The sequence below is a fragment of the Streptomyces sp. XY006 genome (assembly GCF_002237655.1).
Lineage (GTDB): Bacteria > Actinomycetota > Actinomycetes > Streptomycetales > Streptomycetaceae > Streptomyces > Streptomyces levis.
In genome coordinates this window covers 294177-308302 of sequence record NZ_NOKT01000003.1, presented here as the reverse complement: position 1 = coordinate 308302, position 14126 = coordinate 294177, and the positions used below count along the sequence as shown (strand labels likewise).

13 protein-coding genes and 1 pseudogene are annotated in these 14126 nt (G+C 73.5%); 8 read left to right on the top strand and 6 right to left on the bottom strand.

From position 1 onward, the window contains the following. Positions 1-48: 48 nt before the first annotated feature. Together CHR28_RS05880 and rbsD are read left to right on the top strand one after the other, a co-directional pair. A complete protein-coding gene (locus CHR28_RS05880; protein WP_094052381.1) occupies positions 49-951 on the top strand; it encodes a ribokinase in 903 nt (300 codons plus the stop codon). Continuing rightward, positions 948-1337, top strand: coding sequence for a D-ribose pyranase (gene rbsD / locus CHR28_RS05875; RefSeq protein WP_094052380.1), 390 nt, complete (start codon positions 948-950; stop codon positions 1335-1337). Before CHR28_RS05880 ends, rbsD begins: the two co-directional genes overlap by 4 nt. Before the next feature lie 277 nt (positions 1338-1614). Here rbsD and CHR28_RS05870 read toward each other — a convergent pair whose 3' ends face one another. Together CHR28_RS05870 and CHR28_RS05865 are read right to left on the bottom strand one after the other, a co-directional pair. Beyond that, positions 1615-2418 carry a sugar phosphate isomerase/epimerase family protein gene (locus tag CHR28_RS05870; protein WP_094052379.1) on the bottom strand — a complete coding sequence of 268 codons (804 nt, stop codon included), beginning with the start codon at positions 2416-2418 and terminating at the stop codon, positions 1615-1617. A gap of 11 nt (positions 2419-2429) precedes the next feature. Further along, entirely contained in the window at positions 2430-3392 is a 963-nt protein-coding gene (locus CHR28_RS05865; protein ID WP_094052378.1) for a bifunctional helix-turn-helix transcriptional regulator/GNAT family N-acetyltransferase, read from the bottom strand. A gap of 158 nt (positions 3393-3550) precedes the next feature. Between CHR28_RS05865 and CHR28_RS05860 the strand changes: the two are divergent. Continuing rightward, positions 3551-4080: pseudogene (locus tag CHR28_RS05860) on the top strand (DUF6584 family protein). 42 nt (positions 4081-4122) lie between these two features. Here CHR28_RS05860 and CHR28_RS05855 read toward each other — a convergent pair. The 3 genes from CHR28_RS05855 to CHR28_RS05845 form a co-directional block, all read right to left on the bottom strand. Further along, entirely contained in the window at positions 4123-4938 is an 816-nt protein-coding gene (locus tag CHR28_RS05855) for a hypothetical protein (RefSeq protein WP_256984141.1), read from the bottom strand. A 162-nt stretch (positions 4939-5100) separates the two neighbouring features. Continuing rightward, entirely contained in the window at positions 5101-6039 is a 939-nt protein-coding gene (locus CHR28_RS05850) for an amidohydrolase family protein (protein WP_094052376.1), read from the bottom strand. A 34-nt stretch (positions 6040-6073) separates the two neighbouring features. After that, the gene (locus CHR28_RS05845; RefSeq protein WP_094052375.1) at positions 6074-7123 is read right to left on the bottom strand and encodes a LacI family DNA-binding transcriptional regulator; all 1050 of its coding nucleotides are present in this window, start codon (positions 7121-7123) and stop codon (positions 6074-6076) included. A gap of 278 nt (positions 7124-7401) precedes the next feature. Here CHR28_RS05845 and CHR28_RS05840 point away from each other — a divergent pair, with 278 nt between their 5' ends. The 4 genes from CHR28_RS05840 to CHR28_RS05825 all read left to right on the top strand — a co-directional run bounded on the left by CHR28_RS05840 (position 7402) and on the right by CHR28_RS05825 (position 11895). Continuing rightward, positions 7402-8553, top strand: a complete 1152-nt coding sequence (locus tag CHR28_RS05840) for a Gfo/Idh/MocA family protein (protein ID WP_094052374.1) — start codon at positions 7402-7404, stop codon at positions 8551-8553. Continuing rightward, positions 8550-9719 (top strand): dihydrodipicolinate synthase family protein, encoded by a 1170-nt coding sequence (locus CHR28_RS05835; RefSeq protein WP_094052373.1) that lies wholly within the window; start codon positions 8550-8552, stop codon positions 9717-9719. The genes CHR28_RS05840 and CHR28_RS05835 overlap by 4 nt, the downstream gene beginning before the upstream one ends. Before the next feature lie 35 nt (positions 9720-9754). Continuing rightward, positions 9755-10552, top strand: a complete 798-nt coding sequence (locus CHR28_RS05830) for a sugar phosphate isomerase/epimerase family protein (protein ID WP_179272322.1) — start codon at positions 9755-9757, stop codon at positions 10550-10552. Between the two features lie 158 nt (positions 10553-10710). Further along, positions 10711-11895 (top strand): hypothetical protein, encoded by a 1185-nt coding sequence (locus CHR28_RS05825; protein WP_094052371.1) that lies wholly within the window; start codon positions 10711-10713, stop codon positions 11893-11895. Here CHR28_RS05825 and CHR28_RS05820 read toward each other — a convergent pair. Beyond that, positions 11861-12901, bottom strand: coding sequence for an EamA family transporter (locus CHR28_RS05820; RefSeq protein ID WP_094052370.1), 1041 nt, complete (start codon positions 12899-12901; stop codon positions 11861-11863). The genes CHR28_RS05825 and CHR28_RS05820 overlap by 35 nt on opposite strands. Positions 12902-12987: 86 nt before the next feature. Here CHR28_RS05820 and CHR28_RS05815 point away from each other — a divergent pair, with 86 nt between their 5' ends. Further along, entirely contained in the window at positions 12988-13905 is a 918-nt protein-coding gene (locus CHR28_RS05815; protein ID WP_094052369.1) for a LysR family transcriptional regulator, read from the top strand. Positions 13906-14126: the final 221 nt, after the last annotated feature.

Below are 14126 nucleotides of genomic sequence, written 5' to 3'. Positions count from 1 at the left end.
CGGCGCGTGGGACCGCCCGCCCATGTCACTCACGTGGGGAGACGACTCATGTACGACTACGACCTCCTGGTCGTGGGGTCGGCCAACGCCGACCTGGTGATCTCGGTGGAGCGCCGGCCCGGCGCCGGCGAGACCGTGCTCGGCTCCGACCTGGCCGTCCACCCGGGCGGCAAGGGCGCGAACCAGGCGGTCGCCGCCGCCCGGCTCGGCGCCCGTACGGCGCTGCTGGCCCGGGTCGGCGACGACGACCACGGCCGGCTGCTGCTGGACTCGCAGCGGCAGGCCGGCGTCGACACGGTGGGGGTCCTGGTGGGCGGCGCGCCGACCGGGGTCGCGCTGATCACGGTCGACCCGTCCGGGGACAACAGCATCGTGGTCTCGCCGGGCGCGAACGGCCGGCTGACCCCGCAGGACGTGAGCGCCGCCGCGTGCCTCTTCCAGGGCTCCCAGGTGGTGTCGGCGCAGCTGGAGATCCCGCTGGAGACGGTGGTCGAGGTCGTACGGAACCTGGCGCCGGGCAGCCGTTTCGTGCTGAACCCCTCGCCGCCGCGGCCGTTGCCGTCCGAGGTGCTCGCGGCCTGCGACCCGCTGATCGTGAACGAGCACGAGGCGAAGGTGATCCTGGGCGGCTCGGCGGTCGGGGACGCTCCCGAGGACTGGGCGCGGATCCTGCTCGCGAAGGGCCCGCGGTCGGTGGTCGTGACGCTGGGCGCCGAGGGCGCGCTGGTGGCGTCGCCGCAGGGGGTCGAGCGGGTCCCGTCCGTGAAGGTGGAGGCCGTGGACACGACCGGCGCCGGGGACGCGTTCACGGCCGCGCTGGCCTGGCGGCTCGGGGCGGGTGAGTCCCTGGCCGAGGCGGCCGCCTACGCGGCGCGGGTGGGGGCGGTGACGGTGACGAAGGAGGGCGCGCAGGCGTCCTTCCCGACGGCGGCGGAGGTCGCTGAGCTGTGAAGAAGGCCGGGATACTGAACCGCCACCTCGCCGGTGCGCTGGCCGCGCTCGGGCACGGGGACGGGGTGCTGGTGTGCGACGCGGGCATGCCCATCCCGGACGGGCCGCGGGTGGTGGACCTGGCGTTCCGTGCCGGGGTGCCGGCGTTCGCCGAGGTGGTGGACGGGCTGCTGGACGAGCTGGTGATCGAGGGGGCGACGGCGGCCGACGAGGTCCGGCGGGCCAACCCGCAGGCGGCGGAGCTGCTGCAGGGCCGCTTCCCCGCGCTGGAGCTCGTGCCGCACGAGCGGCTCAAGGAGCTGTCGGCGGGAGCCCGGCTGATCGTCCGCACGGGCGAGGCACGGCCGTACGCGAACGTGCTGCTGCGCTGCGGCGTCTTCTTCTGACACCCGGCTCGGCACTCGTGACGCGCGGCCCGGCTCCGGTTCTTCCGGCGCCCGGCTCGGGTCCGTGGTGCCCCGGAGAGGTTTCGAGGGGCCCGATCCGTCGACCGGGCCCCTCGGCTTTTCCCCTCCCGTCAGGTCCCCCGCGATCCCCCCGGATCCCCCTCCAGAAGTCCTGACACCAGATACGACCGGCGAAGGACGGGAAGGGTTGCACGCCGAGGTGAGAAATTTCGCGGGATTCCCGGAGAGCGCTCCGGACGGCGTCCTCAGGGCCTGATCACGCCGACTCGTTCAGCAGTCTGCTCAGGTGCTCGCGGCCGGGGCCGAGCAGGTCGGGCAGTGGGGGCGCCTGTTCGTACCAGCGCTTTTCGTACTCCCAGCACAGCCAGCCGTCCCAGCCGTGGCGGGAGAGGATCTCGACGCATTCGGCCAGCGGGAGGACGCCCTCGCCCAGGGGCAGCGGGGTGGTGTCGTCGGCCGAGGCGATGTCCTTGACCTGGACGTAGCCGAGGTGCGGGGAGAGGGCCGCGTAGGACTCGGAGGGCTGTTCGCCGCCGAGCCAGGTGTGCATGACGTCCCAGAGCGCGCCGACCTGGCGGTGGCCGACGAGGCCGAGGACCCGCATGGCGTCGGCCGCGGTGCGGTGCGAGTCGTGGGTCTCCAGGAGGATGCGCACGCCGAGGTCGTTGGCGTACTCGGCGGCCGTGCCCAGGCGGCGGGCGGCCGTCGCGTCGACCTCGTCGGGGCTCTGGGCGTCGGGATCGCCGCCGGGGAAGACACGGACGTACGGGGCGCCCAGGTCGCGGGCCAGGTCGAGGAGGGCGCGGAGCTCGGCCAGGACGGGCTCATCGTCGCCGGGCGCGGCGACCCGTGTGTAGCCCGCGAGGCCGAGGAGTTCTACGCCCGAACCCTTGAACTCGGCCGCCACCTCGGCCCGCCGGGCCGCGTCGAGGCCGGGGTGGACCGGTTCCTCGGGGTGGGTGCGCAGCTCGACACCGTGGTAGCCGTGGGTGGTCGCGAGCCGCAGCACGTCGGGCAGGGGCAGGCCGGGGACACCGAGGGTGGAGAACGCCAGCTTCATGTGGAGGGACCCTACCCGGCACCCCCGCCGGCGACTCCCCTCCGCCCGCCGGGTGTTGCGTGAAGATCCAGTCGCCAGTCCTGGCCGGTCAGGTCCGCCCCGAAGGACCGGTGCGGTTTCTCGGCGACCAGGGCGAAGCCGTGGCGCAGGTAGAGGCGGCGGGCCGCGCCGAGGACGTCGTTGGTCCACAGCACCACCTCGCGGTAGCCGGCCTCGCGGGCGAAGTCGACGACGGCGCCCACCAGGCGGTCGCCGATGCGCAGACCGCGCGCGTGCGGCTCGACCAGCAGCAGGCGCAGGCGGGCCGCCCCGGGCGTGCCGTCCGCCACGCACATCACGCAGCCGACCGGCCGGCCGTCCAGCTCGGCGATCCAGGTGCGTTCCCGGCGTGGGTCGTGGTGTTCGGCGTAGTCGGCGACGATCCGGGCGACCAGGGCCTCGTACTCGGCGTTCCAGCCGTACTCGGCGGCGTACAGCGCGGCGTTGCGCTGCACGATCCAGCCGAGGTCGCCGGGGGCGGGCTCGCGCAGGACGACGTCCTCGGGGCGCGGGGCCGGGCCGTCGCCGAGGATCCTCCGCACGGTCCGCATGGCCTCGGCCAGGCGCGGCCGGTCCTCCGCCCGCACGGTGTCCAGCAGGGCCCCGACCGACTCCCGGGCCCGTGCGTCGAGCAGCGCGGCGGCCTCCCGGCCGCGTCCGGTGAGGGCGACGCGGCGGCGGCGTCCGTCGGTGTCGGACGGGCTGCGCTCGATCAGCCCGTTCTCCTCGAAGCCGTTGAGGATGCGGGTCAGATACCCCGCGTCCAGGTGCAGCCGGGCCCGCAGGTCGGCGGCGTCCGCGGGCGCGTGGGAGAGCTCGTAGAGGACGCGGGACTCGGTGAGGGTGTAGGGGGCGTAGAGGTGGCGGCCGTAGTCGAGCGCGCCGATGACGTTCGTGTAGAAGCGGTTGAAGGAGCGGACGTCCTGGACGGTCATGACCGCGACCCCGATCTTTGACTCAGTCAGAGGTTCTCTGAGGACGAGCCTAGACCGCCCGGGACACCCGGACCAGCCCTCAAGGTGAGTACCGGGCCGGGCCGTTCCCCTCGGAAGGTGAGTCGACGTCGATCGCCGCGGTAGCCGATCATGAGTGCATGCCCATGACGGAGACACTCGCCAGGGTCGACGCGAACCTGGCCGCCGGCCGATACCCGTGGCGCGTCAGCGCCTGCGCGGCCTCTTCTCGTCCTTCCCGCAGGACCTGGCCCTCCGCCGGCGTCTGGCCGGGGTGTACCGGCTCTACGGCGACGCCGCCGAGGCCGGGCGCTGGATGTATCTGGAAGAGGACCGCGACGCGGACGAGACGGCCGCCTTCGAGGCACGGTACGCCGCACCGGGGTGGCGGATGAAGGCCCTCGCCTGGCGCGGCCCCGAGTCGACGGCCGGCACCTCGTTCGCGCGGAAGCAGCTGGTCGCCGTGCGCACCGCCTGCGCCGAGGACGTGGGGCACGCCGTCGACTGGGACGATCCCGCTTCCTACGAGGAGAGCCTGGAGAAGGACCGTGCTCAGGCACCGCCCGAGCCGTGGACCGTCGGCGGTGCGCTGGCGGGCGCCGGTTGCCTGCTCGCGGCCCTCGCGTTCGTGGCGATCTGGGTGAACGGCCTCGTCGACCTCTTCGACTGAGGGACGTCGCGCAGGGTTCCGTACCGGCCGCCGGCCCCGGGCCTAGGCGCGCAGCACGTACCACTGCCGGGGTGAGGAGCCGTGCAGGTAGAGGTGGCGGCCTCGTCCCACGGGAGGTGCGTACCCCTTGAGCGGTGCGCCGTTGGGGAGGGTCAGGCAGGCTTCCTCGACCGGCAGGGCCTCGGTGTCCGTCAGGCGGCAGAGGTGCAGTCGGTCCGGTTGCCGGTCGCCGCCCAGCATCGTGACGTGGTCACCGTGCACGGCCATGCCCCGGGGGGCGGCCACGGGGGTGCTGCGCAGTCGGACGGTACCGTCGGTGCGGACCTCGATCAGCGGGAAGGTGGGGTAGTAGTTCGCCCACGCGACGCCGTCGTCGACGTTGAGGGCGTAGACCGTGTCGATGTACTCGACGCCCTGCTCGGGCGTGTACCCCCACAGGCGGTTGCCGCCGCTGTCCCAGCGCACCAGGCCGGGGGCGCTGATCGGGTCCGCGTAGACGCCTTCGTCGAAGTAGGCGCTCCACACGTGGTGCCGCCGGTCCGCCATCAGGAACTCGACCGCGCGCCCCATCGCGAAGCTGCCGCGGCGGCGCCCGTCCATCCCGTAGATCCGGGCGTTCCGGTCGTCGGCACCGCCGTAACCCTGCACGACGAGACGGCCGTTGGGCAGCGCGTCGAGGTGAACCACCCGCAGGTCCAGACCCCGCAGCGTCCGTTCGCGGATCGTGCCGCCGTCGTCGGTGACGAGGAGGGCGTCGTACGGAAGGGTCCGGGGGTGGGGGTCGGGTCTGCCGACCGAACGGGGACGGAGTTCGGCGTCGGGGCAGATCAGCCACAGGGCCCGGCCCCAGGCGTCCACGGTCGTCGCGAGAACCCTCCGGTGGTCGTACCGACGAGGCAACAGTGCGTGGGGACGCAGTGCCACCTCCCTCAAGACATCACCTCACGGGCGAAGGAACACGGCTCCCCATGATCACATCCGGCGAAGCAGGCAGTGCCGGCCGGCCGCACACGGAGTCTGCTACGCGTTCCTCAGGGCGAACAGGTGGGCCGCGTTGTCGTGGCACACCGCGCGCAGCCACTCCTCGCCCAGGTCCAGCCGTTCCAGGGCCCGGAGCTGGTGCAGGTAGGGGTAAGGGATGTTGGGGAAGTCCGAGCCGAGCAGGATGCGGTCGCCGAGTGCGGCGCAGCGGGGCAGGGCGTGGCGCGGGAACGGCATGAACCCCTCGGTGAAGTCGGTGAACGCCATGGTCGTGTCCAGCCGCACCTGGCCGTACCGCTCGGCGAGGTCCAGGAACTCCTCGTACTCGGGCATGCCCAGGTGCGCGACGATCAGCCGGAGGCGGGGGTGCCGCGCCAGGACCCGGGCGACGGGCTCCGGGCCGGTGTGCTTGCCGGGGGCGGGTCCCGAGCCGCAGTGGATCACCACCGGGATGCCGGCCTCGGCCAGCAAGCCCCAGGTTGGCTGGAGGAGTTCGTCGGCGGGGTCGTAGTCCCCGACCTGCACATGCGCCTTGAACACCCGCGCGCCCGCTTCGACGGCCTCGCGGACGTACGTCTCGACGCCCGGCTCGGGGAAGAGGGTGGCGGTGTGCAGGCAGTCGGGGGTGCGGCGGGCGAAGTCGGCCGCCCAGCCGTTCAGCCACGCCGCCATGCCGGGTTTGTGCGGGTAGAGCATCGAGGTGAAGGCCCGCACGCCGAACTCCCGCAGCAGGGCCGCCCGTTCCGACTCGGCCTTCCGGTACGTGATCGGCCACTCCAGTCCGCCGGTCAGCGGGCCGTTGGTGTCGAAGTACTCCCAGACCTTGCGCAGCACCCGCTCGGGCATGAAGTGCGTGTGCACGTCGACGAGCCCGGGGATCTTGAGCCGCTCCCAGAAGCGCCGGACCTCGGCGGCTTCGCCGGAGCCGCCGGTTTCCGTACGGCGTCCGTCCTGCCCGCCGTCCGCTGTCCCGGCCATGTCGTATCCCCCCACACACACGAGCCGCAGTACCTCAGGAAGTGCGCGGCACCCCGGAGGAGCCGCGGACCATCAACTCCCCGCGCACCGAGGCGATCCCGCCGGGCGGCGCCTCCTCGCGCCCCATCGCGATCCGCCCGGCCCGGGCCCCGGCCTCCGCGAGCGGCAACCGCACCGTCGTCAGCGAGGGCACCGCGTCGATGCTGAACGGCAGGTCGTCGAAGCCAGCCACCGACACGTCCTCCGGGATCCGCAGCCCCGAGTCGCGCAGGGCCGCGCACGCCCCGAGGGCGACGGAGTCGTTCGCCGCGACGACCGCGGTCAGCGACGGGTCCCGCCGCAGCAGCTCCAGCGTCGCCTCGTAGCCGGAGCGGCGGTCGTAGCGGCCGTGCACCGTCCAGCCCGGGTCCTCCTCGATGCCGTGCGCCGCCAGCGCGGCCCGGTGTCCTTCCAGCCGGTGCCGGGTGGTGGTCCGCTCCTCGGGGCCCGCGATGTAGCCGAGCCGCCGGTGCCCGAGCCCGATGAGGTGCTCGGTGAGTTCCTGCCCGCCGCCGCGGTTGTCGAAGGTCAGCGCGATCGCCCCGGTGTCGGGGGCCGGCGGGCGCCCGCACAGCACGACCCGGGTCCCGGCCTCGGTCAGCTTGCGCACCTTGGCGTCCATGGCCGCCTGGTGCGCCGCGTCCTCGATGGCCCCGCCGGTCAGCACCACGGCCGCGGCCCGCTGCCGCTGCAGCAGCGTGAGGTAGGTCAGCTCCCGCTCCGGGGAGCCGCCCGTGTTGCAGACCACCGCGAGCCGCTCCCCGCCCGCGCGCCCGCCCGGGCCGCCGATCTCGGCCTGGATGGCGCTCGCCATGATCCCGAAGAAGGGGTCGGCGATGTCGTTCACCAGGATCCCGACCAGGTCGGAGGTGGCGGCGGCCAGGGCGCTCGCGGGCCCGTTGAGCACGTAGTCCAGCTCGTCGACGGCCTTCAGCACCCGCTCGCGGGTGGAGGCCGCCACGGGGTAGTTCCCGTTCAGCACGCGCGACACCGTCGCGGGCGAGACCTGCGCGCGGGCCGCCACGTCCGCCAGGGTCACCGTCATCTCGTCGTCCTCCGGTCGCGCATCTCGTCGTCCGCCCTCGTACACAGCCAGACCTGTGGCCATGGTTCCGAGCAGACCTTAAGCCCCCGGCCCCCGGTTGTTCGCCCCCTCGAACAACTCGTCCTGGTCACGGTCTTGTCCGGACCGCCGTCAGAGGCTAGCTTCTTCCTGTATAGAAAGCGCTTGCTGTCACGTTCACCAGTCCACGGGCGGTTCACCGGCTCTCCGGTGACGGGTGGGGCGTACGCGGCGCGACGACCGCGTACGAAGGGAACGACGTGACACGCAAGACGGTGCGTATCGCCATGAACGGCGTGACCGGGCGCATGGGCTACCGCCAGCACCTGGTCCGCTCCATCCTCGCCCTCCGTGAGCAGGGCGGACTCGACCTCGGCGACGGCACCGTGCTGTGGCCCGAGCCGATCCTGGTCGGCCGCCGGGAACACGCGCTGCGGGCCCTGGCCGAGCGGCACGGTCTTGAGCACGTCTCCACCGACCTGGACGCGGTCCTCGCCGACGAGACGGTGGACCTCTACTTCGACGCCCAGGTCACCTCGGCCCGCGAGGAGGCCATCAAGAAGGCCGTCGCGGCCGGCAAGCACATCTACACCGAGAAGCCCACGGCCACCGGCCTGCAGGGCGCCCTCGAACTGGCCCGGCTCGCGAACGAGGCCGGCGTCAAGCACGGCGTCGTCCAGGACAAGCTCTTCCTGCCCGGCCTGCTCAAGCTGAAGCGCCTGATCGACGGCGGCTTCTTCGGCCGGATCCTGTCCGTGCGCGGCGAGTTCGGTTACTGGGTCTTCGAGGGCGACTGGCAGGCGGCGCAGCGCCCGTCATGGAACTACCGCGCGGAGGACGGCGGCGGCATCGTCGTCGACATGTTCCCGCACTGGGAGTACGTGCTGCACGAGCTGTTCGGCCGCGTGACGTCGGTCCAGGCCGTCGCCACCACCCACATCCCGCAGCGCTGGGACGAGAACGGCAAGCCGTACGACGCCACGGCCGACGACGCCGCCTACGGCATCTTCGAGCTGGAGGGCGGCGCGATCGCCCAGATCAACTCCTCCTGGGCCGTGCGCGTCAACCGCGACGAGCTGGTGGAGTTCCAGGTCGACGGCACCGAGGGCTCGGCGGTGGCTGGCCTGCGCAACTGCCGCGTCCAGCACCGCTCGGCGACCCCCAAGCCGGTGTGGAACCCGGACATCCCCGCCACGGAGGTCTTCCGGGACCAGTGGCAGGAGGTGCCGGACAACGCCGAGTTCGACAACGGCTTCAAGGCCCAGTGGGAGCTGTTCCTCAAGCACGTCTACGCCGACGCCCCCTACCACTGGGACCTGCTGGCCGGTGCCCGCGGTGTGCAGCTGGCCGAGCTGGGCCTGAGGTCCTCGGCCGAGGGCCGCCGCCTCGACGTTCCGGAGATCTCGCTGTGACCGTCCGACTCCCGGGCCCGGACGGGACGCTGCGCCCGTACGAGCCGCGCACCGAGCCCCTGGCCGTGACCGCCGGCACGCCCTTCACCTCGCGTACGGTCTTCTCGGCGGCGCACGTCGTGGCCGATCCGTACGCGGACGTCTCCCCCGACTCCCCCGCCGCCGTCGACTGGGACGCCACCCTCGCCTTCCGCCGCCATCTGTGGTCGCACGGGCTGGGCGTCGCCGAGGCCATGGACACCGCCCAGCGCGGGATGGGCCTGGACTGGGCGGGCGCGGCGGAGCTGATCCGCCGCTCGGCGGCCGAGGCGAAGCCGGCCGGCGGCCTGATCGCCTGCGGCGTGGGCACCGACCAGCTGCCGGTCACCGAGTTCGGCCACCCTTGCGGCCTGGCGGAGATCCGGGCCGCCTACGAGGAACAGCTCGCCCTCGTGGAGGAGTCGGGCGCGCAGGCGATCCTGATGGCCTCGCGGGCGCTGGCCGCGGTCGCCAAGGGACCGGAGGACTACCTGGAGGTCTACGGGCACCTGCTCCGCCAGGCGTCCGAGCCGGTGATCCTGCACTGGCTCGGCCCGATGTTCGACCCGGCGCTGGAGGGCTACTGGGGTGCCACGGACCTGGACGCCGCCACCTCCACCTTCCTGGACGTGATCGCCGCCCACCCCGACAAGGTCGACGGCATCAAGGTCTCCCTGCTGGACGCGCAGCGGGAGATCGACATCCGCCGCCGCCTCCCGAAGGGCGTGCGCTGCTACACCGGTGACGACTTCAACTACCCGGAGCTGATCGCGGGCGACGACCGGGGCTACAGCCACGCCCTGCTCGGCATCTTCGACCCGCTGGGCCCGCTCGCCGCCGAGGCGGTCCGGGTCCTGGACACGGGTGACGTACGGGGCTTCCGGGCGCTGCTCGACCCCACGGTCGGGCTCTCCCGCCACCTCTTCCGGGCCCCGACCCGCTTCTACAAGACGGGCGTGGTGTTCCTGGCCTGGCTGGCCGGGCACCAGAGGCACTTCACCATGGTCGGCGGCCTGCAGTCGGCGCGTTCGCTGCCGCACCTCGCCACGGCCTACGAACTGGCCGACGGGCTGGGGCTGTTCCCGGACCCGAAGCTGGCGGAGGAGCGGATGAGGACGTTGCTGAGCGTGTACGGAGTGGACCAGTGAGCGCATCCGGGTCGGACCGTTTCTCCATCAACCAGATGACGGTGAAGCAGCTGTCGCTGCCGGACCTGGTCGCGGCCTGCGGCGACCTGGGCGTCCGCAACGTCGGCCTGTGGCGGGAGCCGGTGCGGGCGCACGGGCTGGAGGCCACGGCGAAGCTGGTCCGGGACGCGGGCCTGACGGTGACGACGTTGTGCCGGGGCGGCTTCCTCACCGCGATCGACCCGCGGGAGCGAACCGAGGCCCTGGCCGACAACCGGCGCGCGATCGACGAGGCGGCCACGCTCGGCACGGACACGCTGGTCCTGGTCTCGGGCGGCCTCCCGGCGGGTTCCAAGGACCTGCACGGGGCGCGTGAGCGCATCGCGGACGCCCTGGGCGAACTGGGCCCGTACGCGGAGCGGCACGGGGTCCGCCTGGCGATCGAGCCGCTGCACCCGATGTTCGCCTCGGACCGCTGCGTGGTGTCCACGCTGGCCCAGGCCCTGGACCTCGCGGAGCGCTTCCCGGCGCACCAGGTGGGCGTCGCGGTCGACACGTACCACATCTGGTGGGACGACACGGCCCCCGCGCAGATCGCCCGCGCGGGCCGGAGCGGCCGCATCCACACCTTCCAGCTCGCCGACTGGACGACCCCCCTCCCGGAGGGCGTCCTCACCGGCCGCGGCCAGATCGGCGACGGCGCGATCGACATGCGCGTGTGGCAGGGGTACGTGGAGGACGCGGGCTACTCCGGGCCGATCGAAGTCGAGCTGTTCAACGACGGGTTGTGGGCCCGGGACGGGCGCGAGGTCCTGGCCGAGACGGCGGCGCGGTTCACCGAGCACACCCGCTGACCCGCCGTCGCACGAGGTCCGCCGCCCCGCCCCGCACCGGTGGGGCGGCGGCCGTCGCTCCGGATGCAGGCGCCCCCGGGGCGTGACACGCTGGTCACAAGGGCTCGGCCGGCCGTACCGCTCTCTCTTCCCCTCACTTCCCGATTCGGAGAGCAGCCATGGCCGATTTCCTCGTGAACACCACGAAAGCCGGCGACCAGTTCCAGCCCGCCGTGGACGGGCTGTTCGGCACGCAGTACCTGGAACTGTGGTCGGACGAGAGCGACTTCGTCATCAAGGGCCAGTTCCTGGACGCCGACGGGGACAAGCTCGGGGACGAGATCGCGGTCACCACGCAGCCGGCCCAGGGCCCGGGCGTGCGCCCGCTGTGGCCGTCGGTGCTGTCCGCCGGGTTCAACGGTCAGTTCGCCGTCTGGCTGGAGACCCCCTTCGGTACGCCGCCTCCCACCCCGTCGGTGAAGCTCCAGCGGTTCGCGGAGGGCCGGCCGGCCGGTCCGCAGACGCTGGTCACCACGGACGCGGATCCGCAGGTGCGGCCGTCCCTGACGTTCATGGTCGACGGCGGGGTGCTGGTCACCTGGGCGAGCCGGCGGGCCGACCAGCGCGTGCGCGCGCGGCGGTACCGCCCGGACGGCAGCCCGGCGACGCCGGAGTTCACGGTCAGCACCACCGAGGGCTTCCACGAGAAGCCGGCCGCCTCGGTCCTCGTGGGCGGCGACGTGGTCGTCGCCTGGTCGACGGATCCCTCGTCGATCGGCGGTGGCCGGCTCACCCTGCGGTTCCTCGACTTCGAGGGCAACGCGCTGACGGACGAGATCCAGCCGAACGTCGGCGGGTTCACCGGTGTCAACGCCCTCACGCTGCTCGACACCGGGCGCTTCGTCGCCGCGCACATCGAACGCGTGCAGGACAGTGACCTGGGCCGGCCGCAGAGCACGGTCGCGGTGAGCGTCTTCGACGCCGACGGCACGGAACTCTTCGACGTCACGGCGGGCACCCCGGTGGGCTTCACCCGGATGTCGCCGGCCGTCTCCCCGCTGCCCGGCGGGCGGTTCCTCATGACGTGGATCGAGCAGAGCGCCGACACGTTCGACTCGGTGCCGAGGGTGATGGCCAAGGTCTGCTCGGACTCGCAAGGGTCGCTCGGCGACAAGGTGCAGGTCAGCATGGCGGCCGCCGGGCGGCGGTTCCACACCTGCGCGGCCACGGCCTTCGGCGACGGCCAGGAGAGCGCGCTGGTCACCTGGGCCGACGACAGCGGCCTCGACGGCGACACGGGCCTCGGCGTACGGGCGCGCACGTATCACGTCAACGGGCCCGGTGTGCTGGTCGACGCGTCGTAGCGGCCGGCGCCGGACGCGGTGCCGGGTCGGGCACGGTGGACGGGGTTGGCGGGGTGAGCGGGGCCGGCGGGGTCGGCCGGGTGAGCGCGGCCGGCGGGATGGGCGCGGTGGGCGCGGGCGTGCGGGGCTGGGCCGGTGGGGTGGGCGGGACGCGGCGCGGCGTGAGGGTCGTCAGCGCCACCCCGCCCACCAGCAGGGCCGCCGCGCACCAGCGCAGCGGGGTGACCGGCTCGCCAAGGAACAGTGCCGCGGACGACATGCCGAAGACCGGGACGAGGAGGGAGAACGGCGCCACCGTGGAGGCGGGGTGGTGGCGCAGCAGGAAGCCCCAGGCGCCGAAGCCGAAGACCGTCGTGATCCAGGCGACGTAGACGACCGTGCCCGCGCCCTGCCAGTCCAGGGAGCGCAGGGCCGCCAGGTCGCGGGAGGGGCCTTCGACGAGGAGGGAGAGGGCCAGCAGGGGCAGGACCGGGACCGTGCTGACCCAGACCATGAAGTTCAGGGAGTCGGCGGGGGCCGCCTTGCGGGTGAGGACGTTCGAGGCGCCCCAGCAGGCCGCGGCCGCCACGACCAGCGCGAAGGCGCCGAGCGGGCCCGAGGCGCCCTCGTCGACGGCCGCCACCGCGATGCCGGCCAGGGCGACCAGCATGCCCAGCAGACGGACGCGGGTGGGGCGTTCGCCGAGGGCCAGGGCGGCGATGACGGCCGTGAAGACCGCCTGGATCTGCAGGACCAGGGAGGACAGGCCCGCCGGCATGCCGGCGTCCATGCCCACGAACAGCAGGCCGAACTTCGCCACGCCCAGGACGAGTCCCACGGCCACGATCCACTTCCAGGCCACCTTGGGCCGGCCCACGAGGAACACGGCCGGGAGCGCCGCCGCGAGGAAGCGCAGTGCGGAGAAGAGGAGCGGCGGGAAGTGGTCCAGGCCGATCTCGATGACCGTGAAGTTGACGCCCCAGACGGCGGCGACCAGGACGGCGAGAGCGAGGTGTGAGGGGCGCATGCCGCGAGCATCGCCGCCCGGACCGTGAAGCACCAGCGATGATTCCTGCATGGTTGGATGAAGCATCGCTAATCGAAGGAGGGCTCATGCTCGATCTCCAGCGGCTGCGGGCGCTGCACGCCGTCTCCGTGCACGGCACGGTCGGCGCCGCCGCCCTCGCGCTCGGGTACACGCCCTCCGCCGTGTCCCAGCAGATCGCCAAGCTGGAGCGGGAGACCCGGACCGTGCTGCTGGAGCGCGAGGGCCGGGGCGTCCGGCTCACCGACGAGGCCCGGCAACTGGCCGCGACGGCACAGGAGTTGCTGGCCATCGTGGAGCGGGCGGAGACCGCGCTGGAGGAGCGGCGGGGGCTGCCGGCCGGGCGGCTGACCGTCGCCGCGTTCGCGTCGGCGGCGCGCGGGCTGATGCCGGCCGTCCTCGCCGAGCTGGGCCGCAGGCATCCCGCGCTGGACGCGCGGCTCACCGAGCTCGACCCGCATCTGTCGGTCGACCTGGTGGCGAAGGGCGCCGTCGACCTCGCCGTCGCGCACGACTGGGACATCGCGCCCCTGCCCGTCCCGCCCGGTGTGGAGCAGGCGTTCATCGGGGACGACCTGTGCGATCTGCTCGTGCCCGAGGGGCATCCCTTCGCCGGGCGGGCCGCCGTGCGGCGGGAGGAGCTGGGCGGCGAGCGGTGGATCTGCCAGCCGCCGGGCCGGGTCTGCCACGACTGGCTGCTGCGCACGCTGCGCGCGGCCGGGCACGAGCCGGACCTCGTGCACCAGGCCGACGAGAACCCCACCCTCGTGGCCCTCGTCGCGGCCGGGCTCGGCGTCGCCCTCATCCCCCGGCTGGGACGCGGGCCGCTGCCCGCGGGGGTGGTGGAGGTGCCCCTCGACCCCATGCCGGTACGACGCCTGTACGCCCTGTGGCGCACGGGAGCGGCCCGCCGCCCGGCCATCGCCGAAACAGTACGCACCATCACCACACACTGGCCGAAGGCCTCGGCCCCGGCGCCCTCCTGACGCCCCGTCCGGACCGGCCCACCCGACGCCCAGGACCCTGGCCCCGACCCGACCGCCGCCCGGGCGCTCCGTAGAGCCCTGCCGGGCCGGGGCCGGCGGCCAGACGGCGGGCTCCGCCCGGGGCCTTCCACCGGGCCGCGCCCGGCCGAGGTCAACAGCCAGGGCGGGGGACCTGGGTTGGCGCCCGGGAGCGCGTGACCGGCCCCCGCCAGTGACAGCGA